The 24,568-nt window shown below is 37.0% G+C and carries 14 protein-coding genes; 9 read left to right on the top strand and 5 right to left on the bottom strand.

The features are described 5' to 3' along the window. Nucleotides 1–87: 87 nt before the first annotated feature. From I3217_RS06220 to I3217_RS06205, 4 genes are all read left to right on the top strand, one after another. Complete coding sequence (locus I3217_RS06220; protein WP_435048891.1) at nt 88–3,180, top strand: SusC/RagA family TonB-linked outer membrane protein; 3,093 nt, start codon at nt 88–90, stop codon at nt 3,178–3,180. A 5-nt stretch (nt 3,181–3,185) separates the two neighbouring features. Further along, a complete protein-coding gene (locus I3217_RS06215) occupies nt 3,186–4,778 on the top strand; it encodes a RagB/SusD family nutrient uptake outer membrane protein (RefSeq protein ID WP_435048890.1) in 1,593 nt (530 codons plus the stop codon). Between the two features lie 98 nt (nt 4,779–4,876). Then, on the top strand, nt 4,877–6,805 hold the full coding sequence (nagB, locus tag I3217_RS06210; RefSeq protein WP_435048889.1) for a glucosamine-6-phosphate deaminase: 1,929 nt from the start codon (nt 4,877–4,879) through the stop codon (nt 6,803–6,805). Between the two features lie 3 nt (nt 6,806–6,808). After that, the gene (locus tag I3217_RS06205; protein WP_435048888.1) at nt 6,809–8,833 is read left to right on the top strand and encodes a beta-N-acetylhexosaminidase; all 2,025 of its coding nucleotides are present in this window, start codon (nt 6,809–6,811) and stop codon (nt 8,831–8,833) included. A gap of 80 nt (nt 8,834–8,913) precedes the next feature. Here the strand turns inward: I3217_RS06205 and I3217_RS06200 are convergent, their stop codons facing one another. Beyond that, a complete protein-coding gene (locus tag I3217_RS06200; RefSeq protein WP_435048887.1) occupies nt 8,914–10,434 on the bottom strand; it encodes a PLP-dependent aminotransferase family protein in 1,521 nt (506 codons plus the stop codon). A 69-nt stretch (nt 10,435–10,503) separates the two neighbouring features. Between I3217_RS06200 and I3217_RS06195 the strand changes: the two genes are divergently transcribed. Genes I3217_RS06195 through I3217_RS06180 form a run of 4 tightly spaced genes read left to right on the top strand, consistent with a single transcriptional unit; the run spans nt 10,504 to nt 14,337 of the window. Next, entirely contained in the window at nt 10,504–12,324 is a 1,821-nt protein-coding gene (locus I3217_RS06195; RefSeq protein WP_435048886.1) for a TonB-dependent receptor plug domain-containing protein, read from the top strand. 48 nt (nt 12,325–12,372) lie between these two features. Then, nucleotides 12,373–13,236 (top strand): cupin-like domain-containing protein, encoded by an 864-nt coding sequence (locus I3217_RS06190; protein ID WP_435048885.1) that lies wholly within the window; start codon nt 12,373–12,375, stop codon nt 13,234–13,236. A gap of 51 nt (nt 13,237–13,287) precedes the next feature. After that, nucleotides 13,288–13,776, top strand: coding sequence for a DUF6646 family protein (locus I3217_RS06185; protein ID WP_435048884.1), 489 nt, complete (start codon nt 13,288–13,290; stop codon nt 13,774–13,776). Nucleotides 13,777–13,830: 54 nt separating this feature from the next. Then, nucleotides 13,831–14,337, top strand: coding sequence for a DUF6646 family protein (locus I3217_RS06180; protein ID WP_435048883.1), 507 nt, complete (start codon nt 13,831–13,833; stop codon nt 14,335–14,337). On the opposite strand, the gene I3217_RS06175 is transcribed toward I3217_RS06180, so the two are convergent. Continuing rightward, nucleotides 14,326–14,799: a regulatory protein RecX gene (locus I3217_RS06175; protein WP_435048882.1), complete on the bottom strand. Its 474-nt coding sequence runs from the start codon at nt 14,797–14,799 to the stop codon at nt 14,326–14,328. The genes I3217_RS06180 and I3217_RS06175 overlap by 12 nt on opposite strands. A gap of 99 nt (nt 14,800–14,898) precedes the next feature. On the opposite strand from I3217_RS06175, the gene I3217_RS06170 reads away from it, so the two are divergent. Continuing rightward, a complete protein-coding gene (locus I3217_RS06170; RefSeq protein WP_435048881.1) occupies nt 14,899–18,903 on the top strand; it encodes a choice-of-anchor D domain-containing protein in 4,005 nt (1,334 codons plus the stop codon). A gap of 4 nt (nt 18,904–18,907) precedes the next feature. Here the strand turns inward: I3217_RS06170 and I3217_RS06165 are convergent, their stop codons facing one another. The 3 genes from I3217_RS06165 to I3217_RS06155 are packed head-to-tail and all read right to left on the bottom strand — an operon-like array spanning nt 18,908 to nt 24,380. Continuing rightward, nucleotides 18,908–21,319 (bottom strand): TonB-dependent receptor plug domain-containing protein, encoded by a 2,412-nt coding sequence (locus tag I3217_RS06165; protein ID WP_435048880.1) that lies wholly within the window; start codon nt 21,317–21,319, stop codon nt 18,908–18,910. A gap of 20 nt (nt 21,320–21,339) precedes the next feature. After that, nucleotides 21,340–22,062: a DNA repair protein RecO gene (gene recO / locus I3217_RS06160; RefSeq protein ID WP_435049136.1), complete on the bottom strand. Its 723-nt coding sequence runs from the start codon at nt 22,060–22,062 to the stop codon at nt 21,340–21,342. Then, nucleotides 22,062–24,380 (bottom strand): two-component regulator propeller domain-containing protein, encoded by a 2,319-nt coding sequence (locus tag I3217_RS06155; protein ID WP_435048879.1) that lies wholly within the window; start codon nt 24,378–24,380, stop codon nt 22,062–22,064. Before I3217_RS06155 ends, recO begins: the two co-directional genes overlap by 1 nt. Nucleotides 24,381–24,568: the final 188 nt, after the last annotated feature.

The raw sequence follows: 24,568 nt of genomic DNA, 5'->3' as shown, positions 1-24,568 counted from the left end.
TAAATCATGTCGTTTAGATATTTTTTTTTAAAAGAAAATTATTTCGAAATATACTTGAATCAAATAACGAGACTAAACAATCAAATTATGAAACACTATTTAAGAATGACTTTCTTATGTTCTTTTCTGTTTTTTAGCGTGCAGCTGATGTTCGCTCAGGAAAAGGAAATTAAGGGAACTGTTACCTCTGTAGCCGACGGCATGCCACTTGCAGGGGTAAATGTGTTGGTAACAGGAACTACCAACGGTACACTTACAGATTTCGATGGAAATTACAGCATTTCTGCCAGTGTAGGCGATGTACTAACATTTTCGTACTTAGGTATGACCACCGTAAATGTTACCATTGCTGATTCCAGTATTTACAATGTACAACTTGCTGAAGACAGCGAGCAATTAAACGAGGTTGTAGTAACAGCCTTAGGGATTAAAAAGGAAAAGAAAGCCCTAACCTACTCTGCTCAGGAAGTTGGTGGCGACGAACTTACCCGTGTTAAACAAACCAACCCTATTAACAGTTTATCTGGTAAATCGGCAGGTTTAACAATCTCCAGAAGTTCTTCTGGTTTAGGAGGTGCTACAAAAGTAGTTTTAAGGGGAAATACCTCTACCACTAATAACGACCCGCTGTATGTAATAGACGGAATCCCGATGTTAAACAGTGGAAACGGTTCCAATGGGAATGAACCTGGCACCGACATTTTTGGAAGCCAGACTGGTAACCGTGACGGTGGAGACGCCATGTCTATGATTAACCCGGACGATATTGAAAGCATGACGGTTTTAAAAGGAGCATCTGCTTCTGCATTATACGGAAGCCAGGGGGCCAACGGGGTTATATTAATTACCACTAAAAAAGGTAAAGATGGCGCTCTTGCCGTTAACTTCAATTCCAGTTTTACGGTAGACAATGTTATGTCTTTACCTAAATTACAATCGGAATACCAGAGTGTTTCTGTTGGACAGCCTATCGCCGAAAATGGTCGTGTGGTTGACGCTAAATCCTGGGGTGCAAAAACAGATGGTTTAAGCAACGATGCCAAAGATTTTTTCCAGACAGGTTACACCTCTATTAATGCTTTATCCCTAACCGCGGGTAATGCAAAAGCACAAACCTATTTTTCTTATGCGAATACTATAGGCGAAGGCGTTATCCCGGAAAACCGTTTAACACGTAACAACCTTACCTTAAGAGAAACCGCAAAATTCTTAGATGATAAAATTGATGTTTCTGCAAGTATTAACTTATCAGACCAGCGTATCTGGAATCGTCCTACAAACGGTTTATACTCCAACCCGTTAACAGCTGTGTATTTACACCCTGTAGGCATAAGCAGGGATACCTATAAAGACAATTTCGAGTATTTTAATACCGAATTAAACCAGATGGATCAGTATGCTACGTCTTTCGACGAAAACATTCAGCAAAACCCATATTGGTTAATTTATCGCAGTCCTAGTAAAGATATCGCTCAACGTGTTTTTGCCAATGTTAATTTCAAATATCAAATTACCGAAGCTTTCTCTTTACAATCCAGAGGAAGTTTTGATAAAACATTCTTTACTTTCGACAAAAGACAATACGCCGGTACAGACCCTGTAAACTCGGGTGATAACGGACGTTACATTCTGGAAAAAACAGAAAACACGCAACAGTATTTAGACTTAATTGCCTCTTACAACACTAATTTCTCTGAAGACTTTACATTCTCTGCCTTATTAGGTACGAGTTTAACAAAATATAAAATTGGAGATCAGACCTACTTAGATTCTGGTCGTGATGGTGCTGGTTTAATTTACCCTAATGTATTTAACATTGCCAACTTTACTACAACTAACAACATAAGACAATCTGTTGGTAACAGAGAAGTACAATCTGTTTTCGGATCGTTGGATTTTGGATATAAAGACATGTTATTCTTAGATGTTACAGGTCGTTCCGACTGGTCTTCAACTTTAGTAAATACCGATTCTAAATCATTCTTCTACCCGTCTGCAGGTTTAACCGCAGTACTAACAGAAATGTTCGATATGGGAGATGGTATTTCATTTGCGAAAATTAGAGGATCTTACGCCGAGGTAGGTAAAGATATTCCGGTATACGCCACTATTCCCTTAAACACAATTAATAACACTAATACCGGTATAGGAACAGCTCCTTTTGCACCACTTGAAGGAGAAACTCTGGAGCCAGAAAAACAAAAAGGGTTTGAAATTGGTACGGAATGGCGCTTCTTCGGAAACCGTTTAGGATTAGATTTCACGTATTACAACACCAATACCTACAACCAGATTTTCTATATTCAAGCAGAACCAAACCCTAACGGATACGCTCAAAATATTGTAAATGCAGGAGAAATTTCCAGTAACGGTATCGAATTAGTAGTAAATGCGAAACCTGTGGTTACCGACAATTTCATCTGGGACACGGCAATCAACTTTGCACAAAACGACAACAAGGTAATTGCTGTACATCCATCATTACAGGACGGAGAAGCTATAGTTACCGCTCGCGGGGTAAACGGATACGAATATTCTTTAATTGAAGGCGAAGACTTTGGTAGTATTAAGGCCCGCTCTGTAGTTAGAGACGACAACGGTACGCCTGTAATTAATTCTTCTGGAACTTTAATGTCTACAGAATTTGAAACAGTAGCACACGCACAACCAGATTTTACTTTAGGCTGGAATAACAGTTTCGAAATTGGTGACTTCCATTTCAACTTCTTAATCGATGGAAAATTTGGCGGAGATGTGATGAGTGTTACCGAAGCTGTAAACGATAAATACGGTGTTTCTAAAGCAACTGCTAAAGCCAGAAATACTAATGGAGGAATGATTAATGTAGTTGATGAAAACGGAACAGCCGCTCAAATGGATGCTCAATCCTACTACAATGCTATTGGAGGTAGAGATGGTATGTTAGGAGAATATGTTTACGATGCTACAAACGTAAGTTTAAGAGAAGTTTCCATAGGCTACAGACTGGATTTAGGAAGCAGTGAATTTGTAGACAACATTAACTTCTCCTTAATCGCTAACAACCTGTTCTTTTTCTACAAAGATGCTCCATTCGACCCGAATATTGCTGCCAGTACAGGTATGGGATTACAAGGAGTAGATATTTATAACCAACCTTCTACAAGAAGTATCGGGTTAAACATTAACGTAAATTTCTAAGAAAGATGAAACATTTATTTAAATATACACTGGCTTCGGTTGTAGCCATAGGCTTAACAAACTGTACCGGAGATTTCGAAGATATTAACACCAATCCTTACGGAATTTCACAGGAAAGTTTAACACAGCAAAACAACCATATAGGCTCTCGATTTTCGCCATTGTTTTCGAACGTCATTCGAGTGGAACCTGCCTGGAACTACCAGTTACAGCAAAACCTAAACGCCGATGTATTTTCTGGATACATGACCGCTCCAACCCCTTTTGCAGGTAATATAAACAACCAGACTTATGCTTTGGTTAACGGATGGAACGGATTTATATGGAGTGATGCTTACGACTCTAATGATGGAAACGGGGTTATGCCTTATGCCAGAGAAATTAAGCAGCAAGTGGAATTATCTGGAGACGAAAACGGAATGAAGTTCGTGTATTTAGCCAACATCATTAAAGTTATGGCCATGCATCGTATTTCAGATGTGTTCGGACCAATTCGTTACTCCAAATACAACGACTACGATACTACAGGAGAATACGATTCGCAAGAAACAGCATATAAAGCATTTTTTACCGATTTAGACAATGCTATTTCCGGCCTGGAAGCATTTACTGAAGACACGCAGTTTGTGCCTTTCGACCAATCCAGTCTGGGAGGCGATATTGCACAATGGAGAGCTTTTGCTAATTCGCTTCGTTTACGTTTAGCCATTCGTGTGTCTAAGGTAGATCCTGCCTTAGCAAAAACCGAAGGAGAAAAGGCACTTGCCAGTAATGCCGGTTTACTAGACGCTACAAACATGCTGGTAGATATGGGTGGTTTCGTGCACCCAATTTTAACCATAAGCACCGTATGGGGCGATGTATGTATGAGTGCTGAAATGGAATCCATTTTAAAAGGATTTAACGACAACAGAATCTCTAAGTTCTTTAAGGCTCCTGCCGACCCTGCTCTGGGTGATTACAAAGGTGTGCGCATGGGAATAAAAATTGAAGCAAAATCAGAATACGGAAGCCATTCTTTTATTGGTGAAGCTGTAGAAGGCACCGATAAAATCTGGATGACCGCTGCCGAAGTTAATTTCTTAAAAGCAGAAGCTGCCCTTAGAGACTGGGCTGGCGCCGGAGATGCCAAAACAAATTACGAAGCTGGAGTACGTGCTTCCTTTGCTCAGTTCGGCGCTGGTGGTGTAGAAGCTTATCTGGCAGATAGCACGAGTTCACCTAACGATTTTGTGGACGCACTTAACCCCGCAAACAATTTTGTTTACCCTAGCAATGTTACAATTGCCTTTAACGACGCTGGCAGTAAAGAAGAGCAGCTAGAACAAATAATCACGCAAAAGTGGATTGCTATGTTCCCTGATGGTCAGGAGGCCTGGAGCGAATTCAGACGCACAGGATACCCAAGAGTGTTCCCTGTGGTTGTTAACAACAGCGGCGGCGAAATTGACACCGAAACACAAATTCGCAGAATCAATTTTGTAGACGTAGAAAAAAACACCAACGGTGCCAACGTAGATACAGCTATTGGCATGTTAAAAGGACCAGATAATGGTGGTACGAGACTTTGGTGGGACACTGGAGCATCTAATTTCTAAAACAGTATTCAGTTAGTTTTCAAACCAAATAAGTATTTGATTAGTTACCAAAGTAAACGGGATGACACGTCCCGTTTGCTTTATCAAAACCAATAAAAATGAGAGTGGATCAAACGGATTATAAAAGTATAGCCTATAAAGAGGCTGGAAAATTTGAAGAAACACGCTTCGAAAAAATTCACAATGTCATTTTCGATTCTTCAAATGAAGCATCAATTATCGTTGCTCAGGAAATTGCAACTTTAATCCAAGAGAAAGAGAAATTAAACAAACCCTGTGTTTTAGGGTTGGCTACCGGGTCTTCTCCTATAAAAGTTTACGAAGAACTGGTTAGAATGCATAAAGAAGAAGGCTTAAGCTTTTCCAATGTCGTAACCTTTAACCTGGACGAATACTACCCTATGGGCAAAGATAATATCCAGAGTTATTTTTACTTCATGCACGAGCATTTGTTCAACCATGTGGATATACTTCCGGAAAATATTAATATACCTAACGGTATGGTAAGTGCAGACGATTTATACCAGTATTGTATTGATTACGAAATGAAAATTAAATCGTACGGCGGACTGGATTTTCAATTATTAGGAATCGGCCGTACCGGGCATATCGGGTTTAACGAACCCGGTTCGCATTTAAATTCCGGCACCCGAAGTATAACTCTGGACCATTTAACCCGTGTAGATGCCGCTCCTGCCTTTTTAGGCATAGACAATGTTCCGCGAAAAGCCATTACCATGGGCATTGGTACTGTAAAAAGTGCCAAACGTATTGTTTTATTGGGTTGGGGATTGAATAAAGCCAAAATTTTAAAGAAGGCAATTGAAGGAGAAATGACATCTAACGTTCCTGCAACCTATTTACAGGAACACGACAATACCACCTTTGTTATAGACAGTGAAGCCTCATCGGAATTAACACGAGTAAAAACACCATGGTTAGTGACATCCTGTTTTTGGACTGAGCCTTTAAAATTAAAAGCGGTAGTCTGGCTTAGCGAATTACTGGGAAAACCCATTTTAAAATTAACCGATAAAGATTATAACGACAATGGTATGTCTGGCCTTTTAACTGAGGAAGGCACTGCTTACGACTTAAACATAAAAATGTTTAACAAAATGCAGCACACCATTACCGGCTGGCCTGGCGGAAAACCAAATGCCGACGATGGGTATCGTCCGGAACGTGCTACTCCAGCAAAAAAGCGTGTTATTATTTTTAGTCCGCATCCAGATGACGATGTTATTTCCATGGGAGGCACCTTCGACCGCCTGGTAGAACAAGGTCACGATGTACATATTGCTTACCAGACTTCGGGAAATATTGCCGTGTCTGATGAAGAAGCTTTAAAATTTGCTGAAATCAGCCTTAAACTTAACCCCAACGCTACCGAAGCTAAAAATATTATCGAATTTTTTCAAAACAAGACTGATAAGGATATTGACTCTGTAGAAGTTCGAAAACTAAAAGGTTTAATAAGACGAAGTGAATCTCTTGCCGCAACGCGGTATATGGGACTAAAAGATGAAAATGTTCACTTTTTAGATTTACCGTTTTACGAAACCGGTACCATTAAAAAAGGAAATCTTACTGAGACCGATATAGCCATTATCTGCGACCTGATAGACACTGTTAAACCTCACCAGATTTATGCTGCTGGAGATCTTGCAGATCCTCACGGCACACATAAAGTCTGTTTAGACGCTTTATTTAAAGCTTTAGACATCCTAAAACCAAAGGCCTATATGGATGACTGCTGGGTGTGGTTGTACCGTGGCGCCTGGCACGAATGGGAGTCTTATGAAATTGAAATGGCCGTACCTATGAGCCCTGACCAGGTACTTAAAAAACGACATGCTATTTTTTATCACCAATCTCAAAAAGACGGCGTGATGTTTCAGGGTGACGATTCCAGAGAATTCTGGGTGCGTGCTGAAGACCGCAATCGCTTAACAGCAAAAAAATACAATGATTTAGGCCTGGCAGATTACGCCGCTATTGAAGCCTTTAAACGCTATCATTTTTAATAGATGAAACACTTCTTCATATTCATATTTAGCTTGGTTGCATTAAGTTGCTGGTCTCAGAATATTTCTGAGGCCTTCAACCTGATGCCCTGGCCCAAAAACATTACTCAAAACAATCAGCCTTTTATTCTTAACGAAGCGTTTACGGTTTCGCTGGACGGTCCAGATTCTGAGCGTCTGAAATCTACCAGCGTTAATTTTTTAAGACGATTATCCGGAAGAACCGGCATATTTTTAAAAGCAGGATTTCCAGTTTCAGCCAAACAAAATAAGACTGCTGCTTTAAAAATTTCGTATAACGACATTGCTTCTTTAAATATTAACACAATCGAGGCTTATATTCTCGAGGTTTCCCCGGACCAAATTAGTATTAAAGCACAAACAGATATTGGCGCCTTAAGAGGGCTTGAAACAGTATTGCAATTAATCGACTTTAACGAATCGACCTACTTTATCCCCGGAGTTTCGATCACCGATGAGCCACGATTTGTATGGCGAGGACTCATGATTGACGTCTCCAGACACTTCCACCCAGTACATGTTATAAAACGCAATTTAGACGCCATGGCTGCCGTAAAAATGAATGTATTTCACTGGCATCTGGTGGACGACCAAGGTTTTAGAATTCAATCTAAAGTTTATCCGCAGTTAACAAAACTGGCTTCAGACGGGCTATTTTACACTCAGGAGCAAATACGCGATGTAGTGAATTACGCTTCTAACTTAGGAATACGCGTAATTCCTGAAATCGATGTCCCAGGGCATGCTTCTGCTATTTTAACAGCTTTTCCTAACCTTGGCAGTAAATCTGGTTACGAATATAGTGTTGAACGCAATTCCGGAGTGTTCGATCCTACTCTAGACCCAACAAACGACGACACTTATGTATTTTTAGAGAAGCTGTTTACTGAAATCGTCACCTTATTTCCCGATGACTATTTTCATATTGGAGGCGATGAAAACGAAGGCAGACACTGGGATGAGAATAAAGACATCCAAAAATTCAAAAAAGAACATAACTTAAAAACCAATCACGATCTTCAGACTTATTTCAATATTAAAGTTGAAAAGATTTTAAATAAACTGGGTAAAAAATTAGTTGGCTGGGACGAAATTTTAACCCCAAATATGCCCACTACAGCAGTAATACATTCCTGGAGAGGAGAAAACGAAGGACTTCCAAAAGGAGGCACTTTAATTGAAGCTGCTAAAAAAGGGTATAACACTATTTTATCTAACGGATTTTATATCGACCGTATGGAATCTATTGAAAAACATTATCTCACTGAGCCAATTGGCAACGTAAGTCTAACCGAAGCTGAACGCTCAAGAATACTAGGAGGCGAAGCTACAATGTGGAGCGAACTTACCACGCCATTAACCATAGATTCGAGAATCTGGCCAAGAACTATAGCCATTGCCGAACGTTTGTGGTCTGACAAATCTGTAAATGATGTGGCCAGTATGTTAAAACGCATTGCATCGGTTAGTTTCAGACTGGAAGAACTGGGGATTACACACATTAAAAACAGAGATGTTATTTTAAGAAATATGAGTAATAATCAAGATATTTCGTCTTTAATTACCCTACAGCAAATCTGCGAACCCTTAAAAATTTATGCGAGAAATAAAGATGGCATAGAATATCAAACGTACTCACCATTTACTCTTTTTGCTGATGCCTGTGTTGTAGACGCCTTAGACGCTGTACATTTTAATGCCTTGGTACGAATGCAGCAAACTAAACCTTCGCAGGAAAATCAGGCAAAAATTAAAAACTATCTGGAAAAATGGAGTAAAAATCATGAGCAGTTTTTAAAATTAACGCCAAGTCCCATTTTAACAGAGTTGACACCCTTATCGAAAAATCTATCTGAAGCCAGCAGCATTCTTTTAGAAAAATTAAATCAAAATAAAATTTCCAGCGCTTCGCAAGAACAGCTGGATAAAAACCTAAAGGTTTTAAAGCAAGACCATGTAGACGTAGAAGTCGCCATAATACAGGCTTTAGAAACTTTAGCTCACTAATTTTTAGTTAGTAATTTAATACGTTTGTTTGTGATTAAGCCCCGTACTTTTTTGTATTGGGCTTTTTCTTTTGAAGCCTGTTACAAAACTGGCGCCTTTATGTCACTTTCATTAATTACAGCATCATAAGATGCTTTTAAGGTTTTAACAACTGTTTTAATTTCCACCTCTTCTAGATGTCCAAACCCGAAACGTATGGCACAGGTATCTCTATCCTGATACAATATGGTTTTAGGAATAAATACGTCCTTAATTTCGGCAACTTCTGCCAGTTTAACCAGTGGAATTTCCGGTTTAAACCTTAACCAGATTGCGAGTCCGCCAGAAGGCACGTCCCATTGTATCGCATCTCCAAAACAGATCTTTAGTTCCTCACACAAACAATCGCGACGCTGTTTATAAACCAGACTGTTCTTTTTAATTAATCTATAAATTTCACCTTCCGAGATTAATTCAGCAAACATTTGCTTCTGAATTAAATCACCTTGCTGATCTAATAGTTGTAAATAATTTTTAGCCTCAGAAATAAGCGAATCTGGAGCCACTACAAAACCCGTCTGAAAACTTGGAAACAAAGACTGACCGAGTTTACCCAGATATATTACATGTCCACTAGCATCGGCACTGGCCAAAGGTAATTTAGCTGAACCTTCGTACTGAAAATCATAATCAAAATCATCTTCTATAACCGCAAACCCAAACGTTTTGGCCAACTGCAAAAGTTTTAACCGACGATCTGCACTTAAGGTTACCGTGGTAGGATAATCGCGTTGTGCACATAAATACACACAGCGGACACCCCCCTTTATAAAATGTGTTTTAATATAATCTACATCTAATCCGTCACCATCTACAGGAACCGTTTTAATACTAGCGCCCGCTTGCTGAAAAATCATATTAGCGGTATAATTACTTAACTGCCCTACCAATACAACATCGCCAGGTTTCAGCAATAGTTGTGAAACTACGTACAAACTCATTTCTGTACTTCGCGTACTAAGAATATTCCCAGGTTTAATATGAAAGCCACGGGTAGCATTTAAATAATTTGAAAGTTGCGCTTCGAATACCGAAAAAAGTGATTCGTCTGTGCGGTTCCACTTTTTTATTAATGATTTACGTTTCATAGCCGCACTATACCAGCGTGAAAACTGGTAAGTTGGATGAAGTCTTAAATCGGGCTTTCCATCGTTGATAACATATTTTGCCTGAGTAGCCTGCGCCGTTGACGCTAGATGAAAGGTCTTCTGAAATGCAAAACCGGTTTCTTCAGGACAGGCAAAGCTGGTGCTAACTGGATAAGATGCAGCTTTAATCTTGGTAATATTCTGCTCCGGAAACAATACAAATGTTCCTTTATTAGGCTGAATTTCTACCCAGCCCTGTGAGGCCAGTTCGTCGTAAATGGCTACAGCTGTATTTCTATGCACCGCTAATACCTTGCTTAAAATACGGGTTCCGGGCAATAAGGTTCCCTTTGTTATATAACCGCGTTGTATTAAATTTATAATCTGCTGGGCCACCTGTACATATACAGGTTTAGCATTCGATTTATCGAATTCAATTAACTTTTTAAATAGGGCAGAAACCGGACTATTCATAGTTTTAAAACTGGACTAGCGTAATAGTCCGCGAAGTTACGAATTTTGCACCGTTTTAAATTAACAACTATGACACCAACCAGAGTAATCACTTTATTAAGTATATTAACAACTGCCTTAGGATTTGCACAGGAACCTGTTGCCGAAGAACAACTCGACGAAGTCATTGTAACCTCAAGCCGCATTGAACTTCCATTCTCTAAAAATTCAAGATCAATAAACATCATTACATCAGAAACCATAAAAGCGTCTGCTGCTACCAATGTTGCGGATTTACTTCAACAGGTAGCCGGAGTAGATATCAGACGTCGTGGCACCGCCGGTATGCAGGCCGACTTATACATTCGTGGCGGAAGTTTCGACCAGACCTTATTATTAATAGATGGTATTAAGGTAGACGATGCACAAACCGGTCATCACACCATGAATATGGCTTTACCGCTTGAAGTTATAGAACGTATCGAAATCATTTCGGGGCCTGCAGCAAGAGTATTTGGCCAGAATGCCTTTACTGGCGCCATTAATATTGTTACTAAAAAACACACAGATACTAAAGTGTCTTTAGCAACCCAGATTGGATCTTTCGGAACGCTTAACGGCGAAGTAAATGCAGGAGCAGACTTAGAAGATTCAAATCATCTTGTTCACGTGTCCAGAAATACATCCGAAGGCTACAGACATAATACCGATTACGACAACCAGAATTATTTTATAAAAAGCACCTTCAATAAAAACCAATTACCAATTCACTTATTAGCTGCATTTTCTGAACGTAAATTTGGGGCAAACGGATTTTACTCCACTCCTTCTGCAACCGAGCAGTACGAAGAAACCCAAACCAGTTTAATAGGATTTTCAACTAAAATTAAAAGTAACGACTGGATTATTAAACCTCAGATTTACTGGAGACGTAATCAGGATATGTACGTCTTTTTAAGGAATGATCCTTCCGTGTACAGAAATCTTCATATCACTAATAAAATCGGAGCGGAAGTTAATGCCTCTTACACCTCCAATCTGGGAATTACAGGTTTTGGTGTAGATGCTGCCAAAGTATATTTATCGAGTAATAATTTAGGAGACAGAGATCGCTTAATGACGACTCTATTTTTAGAACATCAGTTTAAATTTTTTAACGACAAATTCGATGTTACCCCTGGAGTTGCCATGACATATTTTTCTGATTTTAAATTTCATGCTTTTCCGGGCGTTGACCTAGGATATGAAATTAACGAGCACTTTAAACTCTATGGAAATATGGGATACACATACAGAATCCCTACCTACACCGATTTGTATTACAGCGACCCAACAACTCTGGGTAGTGAAAATCTGGATCCTGAAGAAGCCATCGCTGAAGAAATTGGCTTAAAATTTAAAACCACCAACTTTAACGCCTCAATAGCTTTTTTTAATCGCGATTCTGAAAACCTGATTGACTATGTAAAGAACAATGAGGAAGACTTATGGCAGGCTACAAATATTCGAGAACTTAACACCAAAGGAATAGATATTTACGCCAATTACAATTTTAAAATCGGAGAATACACTCAAGGTCTAAACGCTACCTATACGTATCTGGACGACGAAATAAAAGATCTGGATTTAGATTTTTCCAGATATTCCATAAACTCGTTAAAACACCATTTTGTTACACGATTCACGTCTCAGTTCTTTAAAAATCTATCGCACTCCATAATTTATAAATACGCAGAACGCACAGCGGGTGAAAGTTATTCTGTTGTAGATGCAAGTATAAATTACACCTTTAAAAGTTTAGAGTTTTCGTGTATAGCCAATAACATTTTTAATACAGAATATACGGAAACAAATTTAGTACCTATGCCAAAAGGGAATCTGTTATTCGGTGTTAAATACAACTTTAAATAATTCAGTTAACAACAATTTATTAAATTGCAGGTTTAATTGATATATAATTTGAAGTTAAACCTGCAAGATATTCCTCGTGTAAAAACCATTACCAAAGAGGCATTTATATCCGACTATTTTAAACCGCAAAAACCGGTTGTTATAGAACGTTTTATAGAAGACTGGCCGGCCTATTCCAAATGGAATTTGGATTATATAAAAACTGTTGCCGGAGATAAAACGGTTCCGCTATATGACGACAGACCGGTCGATTATAAAGAAGGCTTTAACGAACCTCACGCCAAAATGAAAATGAGTGCGTATATTGATTTGTTAAAAAAGGAACCTACAAAGTTTAGAATTTTCCTCTGGAATATTTTAAAAGAAGTCCCGGAACTACAAAAAGACTTTAACTTTCCCGACTTTGGCTTACGACTTATGAAAGGGCTTCCCATGCTGTTCTTTGGAGGTCGGGACTCGTATACCTTTATGCATTACGACATCGATCTGGCAAATATCTTTCACTTTCATTTCGATGGAAAAAAAGAAATTATTTTATTCGATCAGAGTCAGAACAAATACCTGTATAAAGTACCACACGCCTTAATAACCCGGGAAGATATCGACTTTAATAATCCTGACTTAAAAAAATGGCCTGCCTTAAAACACGCCAAGGGATATAAAACCGAATTAAATCATGGCGAAGTACTGTATATGCCCGAAGGTTACTGGCATTACATGCGCTACGTTACACCTGGTTTTTCCATGAGTTTAAGGGCTATAGCCAGACATCCTAAAAATTTAGGAAAAGCCATTTACAATGTTTTTATCATGCGTAATTTCGATAATATTATGCGCAGAATAAAAGGACAAAACTGGATAGAATGGAAAAATGAACAGGCTATAAAAAGAACGTTGAAACATCAATCTTAAATCTAATTTTACAATTATAAGTTTATATTTACGCTCTAAATCAACATTTCCATGAAACACGTATTAACAATAGCATTTTTATTTATTGTCACATTTGCCAACGCACAAGCCTTCTCTGGTAAAGGAGATCAGAAATTTCAAATAGGAGCCAGTTTCCAGAATAACGGTAATGGCATTACCGGATCTTACGATTTTGGAGTTGGCGAAAACATTTCTTTTGGATTTACATCAACTTATGTGTTAGGCGTTAATGAAGACATTAATGCCGAATTTGAAGATCGATTTGATATTAAAGCCCGATTTAATGCTAACTTATCAAGCGTTATAGGAATGAGCGAATTCGATTTATATCCGGGATTAAGTTTTAGCTTAAGAAATTTTGGTGCCCATGTAAGAGCGCGTTATTTCTTTACCAGTGGATTTGGTGTATTTGCCGAAGCCGGTTTACCAATTGCTAAATACGATACAGGACATTTAACACCTGCTGAAGAATTAAACAATCAGTTTGTATTTAATTTAGGAGCCTCTTTTAACCTGTAACAAAAGCTTGAGCTTAAATTTAAGTAGTATCTTTAATCCAAAATCAACTTATACATGAAAAGTTTATTTTGGATTTTTTTATGCTGTTTTATTTCAATAGCAAATGCTCAAGACGCTTTTAAAGGAAAAGGCGATAAGAAATACCAGATAGGAACAAGTCTTCAGGACAATGGACTAGGCCTCATGGGAACTTTTGATATTGGTATTTCAAACAAATTCTCTGTGGGCGCCTACTCCTCTTATATTTTTATCTTAAATAAGGATTTAAACGCCGATTTTCAAGACAGATTTTCATTCAAAGCACGTGTAAATCTACATCTGGCACCAATGATGAGAAACTACAATTTTGATTTATATCCCGGATTGAATATTGGTTTAAAAAATGTTGGAGCCCATCTTGGAGCGCGCTACCTCATTTCAGAAAAAACAGGTGTATTTTTCGAAGCCAGTTTACCCATAACCAAATTTAACACCAATGAATTAACCCCCGAAGAAACCTTAAACAATCAACCCATTCTAAATTTAGGAGTAACATTTGACATCAGTTACTTATGGCATTAATGCCGTAACTTTTTCGTAAACCAGATTAGACTCCCAGCCTCTGTACAATAAAAAATCAGCTAATTTTTTCCTTTTTTTATATTTGTCAGACTCAGTAATTGTTTCAAATTTACGTTCTGCCAGGCTATCAAAAACACCGTAGTAATCTAATTCCTCCAATTCTTTAAGCGCTGTAGTAATATTAAATTTACTTATTTGCCTCCGCTTCAACTCCTGAGTTAGACGATTTCTACCCCAATTTTTATTTTTAAATTTCCCGCGAACATAAGCCTTGGCAAAACGTTCTTCATTTAAAAAATTGTGCTGTAATAAATGTAGAATCACCTCATCCACAGCTTCAGGTATCATTCGCATTTGGCGCAATTTATCTTGTACTTCCTGATGGCATCGTTCCTGATACACACAATAGCGTTCTAAAGTACGTTTCGCTTCTTCCAGAGTATATGTTTTATACGTGCTCATACGTATTTTTATGTAAAATATTGATTTTTAGCCAATTAACAAATAATGTTTCGTAACTTGAATTTCCCTAAAAACGAGGTCTAAATTACAATTAAAATTATGTCGACAAAAAAATCAGCTATTTTATCTCTATTTCTTTTACTTAGCTGTATTGGTTACGGACAATGTTTAAGCGACAATTTTAATATAGATTATGGCAACTGGACTGCTCTGGACACGTATTTAAACACAACTGCCGGTTTATCAGGTAATGGCGTGGGATTTAACACAGAAGATGACCAGCTTACAACCACAGCACCATTAACTAATCCCGAAACGATAAGCTTCTGGCTTAAACGCTCTTCCAGTTTATCTAACCGAACTCTAAGTATTCAATATGCCGAAACACTTACAGGTAGCTGGACGACCCAAAAAGACATTCTGGTAAGCGATGTTACCGAAACGCATCAGGAATTCACTATTCCCTTACAATTAACAGGTTTGTATTACATCCGGATTATTATGACACAACGCACTGCCGGTTCTTATTATCTGGACGATGTAAATATTTATTGCAATATTACAAACTCCCCAGAGCTACAACTCACCGATGACAATGGAGAAAATCAAAATTGTGGATATTTAATTTCCTTTGAAAGCATACCCGTTGGAAGCAACACAACTGAGCAATTTCTAATTAAAAATACGGGGGATATCGACTTAAGCATTTCTACAATCAACACATCGGGCGAATTCTCAATTCTTGATACCAGCTTTCCCTTGGATATCCCAGCCAGTTCTCAACAAACATTTACAATTGAATTTCACCCTATAGCTGCCCAAAATATTGAAACATCTTTAAGCATTCTAAACTCCGATACCGACGAAAGCACTTGCTTAATTAATTTAACTGCAGAGGCTTTCATCCCCGAGCCTGAAATAGATATTGAACGGAACACCGAAGCCTCTATTCCCTCTGGTTCTGTACCAAATATTGGGTACAATACCATTTTTGCTTCTACCGCAATTGGAGAGACCTCGGCTAAAAAATTATATTATATACATAACGAAGGAACAGCCAATCTAAATATTAACACCATAGAAAATTCGAATCCATCTGAGTTTCAAATTTTATCTAACCCCGGAAATCTCACCCTGACACCTGATGAAAAAATTGCATTCGAAATGCAATTTGCTCCAACAACTACCGGAGAGAGATTAACTACAATCAGTATTCCTAATTCCGATTCAGATGAAAATCCATATATTTTTCAAATCAAAGGGACAGGAATATGCTCCAGCACAGACATGGATGTATCTCCAACAAGTGGCCCTGTAGGAACAACTATAACTGCTTTTGGCAGCGATTTTGGCACAGAAACTTCTGCTATTCTTAATGATATTTCTCTTACTCCAAATGTAATTTCAAGCACAAAAATAGAGTTCCTTATTCCTGAAAATGGCACTTCGGGAAATTTATCTATTACTAACGATTTGGGATGCTCCTACTCTACCAACTTTAATTTAATATCGAGTACCATGACCGCTTGTGAAGGACACTCAGGAAACTCGATGTCCAATTTATTTATAAGCGAAGTCACTAAACACACTTCAGGGTCTCATACTTATATAGAGATTTTTAACGGAACAGAGAATGATGTCAATCTAGAAAATTATTCCATTCAAATTCACAATAACGGAAATTCGACACCTCAACATATTATCAATTTAAGTGGGATAATAAACAAAAACGACGTCTTTGTTCTGGCTATAGGAGGATCCGATGCCGAAGAAGAGTTATCAGAACACGGATATGATCTAGCCAGTGCGATAACCGGTATAAATACAAATGATAATATCCGTCTATTTGAAGGCTCAAACTGGATAGATCTTTGGGGAGACACTTCGGGAGACGATTTTACTCTGGTTAATAAAGGCTATGTGTACAGAAGAAAAAACAAAGATATCAATTTACCCAGCACGACCTGGAATAGTAGTGACTGGATAAGCTTCGGCAATATCGATTACACTAACATAGGAACATTTGATTACTCTACAGGAATACTACCTACCATTACCTCCCAACCGGATAATTCAGGCATAACATGCAAGATTAAAACAAATTACAACATTTCTGCTGTAGAAGGTCTTTCTGGTTCCAGTTCTTTACATTTTCAATGGTATTTTAAAGCACCTGAAAGTACTGCTTGGGAAATCGCTTCAGACAATTCCAATATCACCGGAACCTCAACGTCTTCTTTACAAATTTTAAATACGCTTGCATTGGAAAATTATCAGTTTTACTGTCTGGTTCAGGAACCCAACCAAAACTGCGCCGTTGCTTCGAATGTCCTTGCTATCACACTTGAAAAACGTAGCTGGAATGGCTCTTCCTGGGAAAACAACACGAAACCCACTATCAATTCAATCATACTTTTAGAAGGCGATTATACAACTTCAAATCACGGCAACCTATCCTCCTGTAGTCTAAAAATTGAAAAGAACAGCACCCTAACCGTTAATGCCGAAAATTATGTTAGTCTTTTACAGGATTTATATGTAGAAGGGAAAATCTTGGTAAAAAACCAGGGATCTTTTGTTCAGGAAGACAACGCCTCTATAGTCTCAAATTCCGGAACTATAACAATTGAAAAAGAAACAGCTAATTTAAATGCCTGGTACGAATACACCTATTGGAGTACACCTGTAGGTAATGAAACATTCGACAACACTTTTAAAAACTCTAAAAGATTATTTTGGTTTGATGCCAGTAATTTTGTTGATGTCTACAAAGAAGAAAACAATAATAACAATCTGATACCGGGACAGGATGATGTGGACGATAATGGAGATGCCTGGCAACGCATACAGGAAGGCGAAACTATTACAAGAAATGACAATTTACAGCCTGGAATAGGATATGCCGCAACACATACAAATGCTGATTTTGAAGCAGCAAACAACTTCACTTATACATTTACCGGAGACTTTAATAATGGAATTATAGAAACCCCAGTTTATAGAAATGATGAATCTAAAGCAGATAACAACTGGAATTTAATTGGTAATCCTTACCCCTCAGCAATTAGTGTAGATGCTTTTTTCGATGTCAATGTGTATTCGGCATCCAATCCATCGCAACCACTCGAAGGCATTATTTATTTGTGGTCTCATGAAACACCACCATCAAAATATAATAATGGAAATGAAGCCTATAATTTCAGTCAGTCGGATTATGCAATTATTAATGGTTCGGGGTCTGTTGCTGCACAAGATGGGTCTGGTAAAAAACCCACACGCTTTATTCCTTCCTGTCAGGGCTTTTTCGTAAAGTATTCAGATGCACATTCCGAATCGAATGCCGTAGTAAAATTCAATAACGCTATGCGGGTTACTGCAGAAAACACTCAGTTTTTCCGTAATGAGAACACAAATAGAATCTGGTTAAATCTGACCACGGAAAACGGAATATTCAGTCAGACCCTAATTGCCTATTTACCTGAAGCTACAAACGACTTTGACGGAAGCTATTTCGATGCCAAAACCATGATTTCAAAAAGCCTGCCCGCAAAATTATTTTCCACAATTTCGGATATAGAAGCTCCCTTTGTTATTCAAGGCAGATCATTTTCCAGATTAACAGACTCTGAAGTCATTCCTTTAGGCTTCTACTCATCAATCCAAAAATCTACACTTTTCAAAATATCATTAGACGATTTTGAAGGCTCCTTTTTTAACCAGCAAAACATAATTCTTAAGGACAATCTATTAAACACATATCACGACCTAAAACAATCGGCATATGCCTTTACAACAGAAAAAGGTTTATATAAGAATCGGTTTGAAGTTGTATTTTCCAACAGTACCCTAAGCACCGACGATTTACAGCATCAAACCGAAATTCAATTTATTAAGATAGATACTGAGTGGATTTTATTGCAATCAAATGCGGCTCAGTTTAAAACTATGGAATTCTATGATTTTCGTGGCCGTTTAATTTACCAATTTAAAGACCTTTTATCTGGTTCTATAATTAATATTTCTAAACTAAACAGCGCTCCTTTTTTAGTTAAAGCCACCCTTAAAAACGGAAGCTCTCTAACTCAAAAAGTAATACTTCACTAAATAATTACAACGTATATTGTACAGCTATTATAAAGTTTCTACCCGCTGCCGAAATTCCCGAAGAATACGGTCTGTAACGCTGGTCGGTAATATTTTCTAAACTGGCAGTAAACCTAAACGCTTCAGAAAGCTGATACTGCGTTCTTAAATTAAGTGTATACCAGGAAGGCGAGTATGGATTTCCATTTTCGTCGATGGCATACATATAATCTTTTCCTGTTTCTGATGGCGCTAAATCTTCAAAAGCAATTTCTTCGTTGTAATTAGCAAAAACATCTACCAAAAACTTTCCATAATTCCACTTAAGGTGCGTATTTCCAAAATTTGGTGCCGCATGCCTTAATGGTAATTTTTCATCTTCTTCCGTCTCATATCCACCTAAAATATTGTATTGAGAAGTTAACTTTAAATGTTCTGTAAAATTCACTTCTATCCCAGCTTCAAAGCCATAAATTCTGGCATCGGCTGCATTCTGAATAGCCTGAACACGACTCATTTCTCCGTTATATTCTATTTCAGTTTCACCATTTAAACTAAAATCTCTTCGAACTAGAGCATGATCTAAAATAGTATAATATGTTGCCGCATCAAGAATAACCACATTACTAAAATTAAGTCTCACTCCTAAATCTCCGGTATAAGCATACTCCGGTTTAATTCCATTATTAGGTACAACTACAGCACCTGGCTCAGAATCAAAAACCTTACCTATATCGTCCATATTAGGGGCCCTGAATGCGGTTGACAAATTCAGTTTCCATTGCATAAATTCTGAAGGCAACCAGCTTACCCCTGCAGAACCTGTTAAGGCTCCGGTATTAATTTCGGCTTCATCAAAAGGCAAATTTAAATACACATTATTCTCTGTAAAATCTGCATTAGCCAATACATAATTATAACGTAAACCAGCCTGTAACACAAATTGCTTTGAAGGCTTGTATTTTAGATTTGTATAAGCCGCGATAGAAGACCAATCTGAACCGTTTGGATATCTAGACAATGCAGAAATACTGGTATTATCGATTACATTTTCTTCCTTACCTTCAGAATGGATTTTATTATACACATATTCTAAACCATAAAATAACTGTGTTTTTAAACTCATGCTTTTTTCGAAATCGAAATTAGCAGAAACAGCATCTACGTTCTCTTTTGTAACGCTTCTGGTATCGGAATTTAAATTTCTATCCATTCTGCTTTCTTGAAAATTCTGATAAGCTACATTCGCCTGAAATTTATCGAATATTAAAGAGCTTGTACTTAATTTTGTAAGTTTCACATTGGACATAAACCAGCGCTGCGGACCATAATTCCATTCTGCCGAACGCAAATTATCACCCCTGTAGCGTATTAATCTGTCATAGCGCGAATAATCTGAAGTTGTAGTGTAGTGTAATCCTAAATCTAAATTCAGATTGTCCTGAACCTCATAACGCACTTTCTGCGTTAAATTAATTTGATTATATCCCGTTGGTTTCTGAATTTTAGGATTACTGTTTGCCACTATATTATCTACACCATTTTCGGTAACAACATATTCCGGTCTCAGATATTCTTCCGGTCCGTAACTTCCCATCCTCAAATCGTCAAAATCGGAATAGCTCACACTGGTTAAAAATGCCCATTTCTTTAAACCTATATTAAAATCGACATGACCGGTTTTCTCCTTATTTGCCGTAGCGTATCTCAAGGTAGAATTTGCTTTAAACAGTGTTCCTTTATCACCTGCTACCTCCGGTTCTTTAGTGTAAAAACTCATTACCCCTCCAATAGCATCGCTACCATAAACTACAGAACCTGCACCTAAAATAACTTCGGTTTGCTGAATACTGAATGGATCGATAGAAATTACATTCTGAAGATTTCCGCCTCTAAAAATCGCATTATTCATTCGAACGCCATCTACCGCAATTAGCAAACGATTTGTTGCCAGACCACGAATCATAGGACTTCCTCCTCCTAACTGACTTTTCTGAATATAAACATTCCCTGTATTCCCTAGTAAATCTGCACTGGTTTGCGGAGTATCGAAAGCAATCTCATCTGCTGTTAAAGTGATTATTTTCTGAGGGATATCTGTTCTAATCTGTTCAAATTTAGAGGCAGAAAGTACGACTTCATCTAAACCTTGAGTTAAAGGATCGAGATATATTACTTTAAACCCTTTAATTTTCGACTTTTCAATATTGAATTCCTGATAGGCCAGATGTTTAAAATTAATAATTTCAGAAACGGAAAATCCGTAAAGATCTACTATCCCATTTAAATCGGAAATATCGCTTTTGGAATGTTCTGTATTAAAAACCGCAACACCGGAAATAGGTTCTTCCGTCTGGCGATTTAACAGCTGAACATTTTGAGCATAATTGGAAATTGTACACAATAGGCAGAGGCCTAAAAGTAATTTTAGCTTCATAAAGATTTAGTAAGAATGTGTTAGTTAAAAATCTGACTAAAAATGTCGAGCGATTTCGGCTTTTTAAAATGTCCTAAATGCAACTCGTAATACAACATGAGCATTTCCAGGAAATTTTTACGTTGCATTGAGCTTATTTTAATCGTCGCTAAGTCATCAAACTTAATGCCAAATAAGCTTTTTAAAACCACAAATTCTTCTCCGGACACCGAATAAACACTAGTACTCTGTGGCTCAAAACTTCCGGAAGTTAAATTGAAATATTTATATTGATTGGAATGGGTAAAATCTGGAAAAAAACCTAAATACCGGGTTAGTTGAAATAGAAAATAAAGATGAAAATTTGCCACATTTTCATTTTTATCTACCCAGTTTAAGCCTTCTGTTAAAAATTGAAACAATTCCTGATTGGCTTCTTCCTCTTTAAGCGACATAACCAATACCTCTGCCAGAAACATACTAATTGTGCTTTTCACAACCTGCGTATGCAACGAGATATAAAATTCGTTAATTTTTACGTCCTTAATGGTATGTAAAGTTCTATTAGGCTTGTAGTCTATTACAATTTGAATTTGGGAAAGCCATTGAAAATACGCCGTTTTAGCACTTCCTTTTTTACTTTTTAAAACCCCGCGCAACAAGAAGCTAAGCACTCCAAAATCTTCGGTATAACAACTTACTATTAAATCGTTATCACGATATTTTAATTTAGATAAAACAATTGCATTAGTGGTATAAAACATCACCTAACAACCATTACTTTTAGCACTTTAGTCTCGAAAGTATCCAGATCAGAAAGCATAATTAAATACACGCCAGATCTCACAATATTATTGGCTAAATTTTTGCCATTCCAGTAAGCGGTTCCTCCATCAATCTCCAGATTATAACCATTATATCTTAAATTGATATTAGACTGAGCTTCGGCCACCAAATTCCCTTCTACATCGGTTATCTTAATATTAACATTATCTGTTACGCCTTTTATTTTTACTTTATCTTCTGTTATATTAAAACCAGGCCTTACCGGATTAGGATACACAAAAGCATCTGTAAAATCATCTGTTGTTTTAGAACTTCCCGATTTAAAGGCTACCAAACCTCCTTCTGTAGCTATATATACTTTTCCGTTAGAACTGTCTATGCTTATATCTAAAATATCATTGGACGGTAAAGGTGAATTATCGGTAGTAAAGTGAAAAATGGTTTCCTGCCCGTCCGAAGAAAAATAAAATACCCCGGAACCTATTGTGCCTACCCATTTATTATTAGAGCCATCAACTTCTATATCGGTAATATACTGTTGCGCCAGTAATTCTTTAGGAATACCATCATCTAAAACAACAATCTCATTTACTTGTACATTGCTATCTGTAAAAAAACTAGACGTATTATAGAGCACTCGTAACCCTCTACCTGTGCCAATCCATAATTGATTTCTGTTGTCTAAAGTAAGCGCTGTTACATTATTTGAAGGCAAGTTATGTTCTTCATCTTCAATTTTCTTTACTGTGGAATTATTATATCCTATTAGTCCATTTTTACCACTACCTATAAATTTTGTTCCTTGTGCATCTATTAAAATATCACTAAACCCTAACTCATCTGTAAGCGGATCTGCTATTACTGGTTTAAAACTATATGAATTCCACTTACCATTTTCAAATTTATTTAATGGACTATCCACCCTTCCATTCATTACCCATAACGCACCATTTGTATCATAAGCACCTTGCAAGGTTAAATATAAATTTCCTGTAAATGGGACTAAACTACTATTCTCTTTATTATATAATGCTGTAATTTTATCGCTATTAAATTCAATCAACCCCGAATAGTAAGAAGACACAAACACTTGGGAGGTTTTTAATGGATTAACCGTAATTTTTGATAAATATAAAGGGTTCTTTATTTCTTTAGCTATAGAATCATAATAAATATTCTTCCAATTTCCACCTTTAAAATGACTTATACCTGACCTTCCCACTCCTCCATTAAAATTATAACTAGCCGAATACCCTCCAAAAACAGCCCAAATTTCATTTGGTGGCGTTTTTAGTGAAAAGATTTTATTTAAGAGAGGTCCATCTGGGTGAATTTCTAAAAAACTTATAGGATTACTTAATGATGTTTTTAACACACCATAACCAGGTCTTCCAACATTTAGTTGCCCTTGTGTTCCAATATAAACATTGTCTAATGTATCTATTATCCCTGAAGTAAATGTTGTTTTATACTCGCTATTACTTATTATCCCTTTTACAGTCAAACCTTCCGCATATACCTCGACTTTTGTTGTGGTTGTAACAATTAAATTATTGTTAGATAATTTAACATCAACTATATCTTCAGAATAACCAAACAAATCATAGACCGTATTATTTTCAATTTCGTAAATTCTATTTGTATTACTAAAGGCATACAGTTCGTTACCCAATTTTTCTACAGCTTTAAAATCGCCATTAGTAATGTTCTGCCATTCATTAGCATTTATTAAATTAGGGTTAGTAATTAAAGCTCTTTTCACACCATTACTATCACCACAAGCTGCATAAATATAATTATTGTATACCGTAGTTTGATTTACCCGTGCATAAGAATTACCATTACCTATAAAATACGAATCACCAAATTCTAATCTGCCAAGATTATAAATACTTATACCATAATCTGCAGAAATGTAAACTACGCCATCAACTTCGTTAAAATCATTGATTCCTTTTCTATCTGAAGGAATCGTTGTTTTGTTAAGTATGTCTACAACCGAATGTGTTTCATCATTTTGCAAAACCAATTCAATAAGGCCATTGGAGTAGCCCACCATTAAAACATCGTAAACTTCACTATAGTATATTGTTGAAATAATTCCACCCGAAAGCCCATTTACAGTAGAAATGGTTTCAAGTTCTTGCGTATTTATATCATAAATAAAAATAGAGTTTTCTGCTGCTGCATAAATCTTTTCATGTCCCAAAACCAAATCTTTAATATCTAAATAGGAAAAATAACTACTCCATGATGATGAGTAATCTTGAGAAAAAATCGAAATTGTAAATAACAAAAAAAAAGAATATAAACACTTTTTACAAATCTCCATAAACCATATATTCTATTTAAATTTAGAAATCAAAAATAACATAAATTTGTTGTACTTTGCAGGCTAAATTGAATTAGTTACATGTTATTTAGTAGCCCCATTTTTTTATTTCTTTTCCTTCCTCTTGCTCTAATTTCATATTATCTTATCCC

Source organism: Formosa sp. S-31, assembly GCF_051172795.1.
Classification (GTDB): Bacteria; Bacteroidota; Bacteroidia; order Flavobacteriales; family Flavobacteriaceae; genus Formosa.
This window is presented reverse-complemented; position numbering and strand designations above follow the sequence as displayed.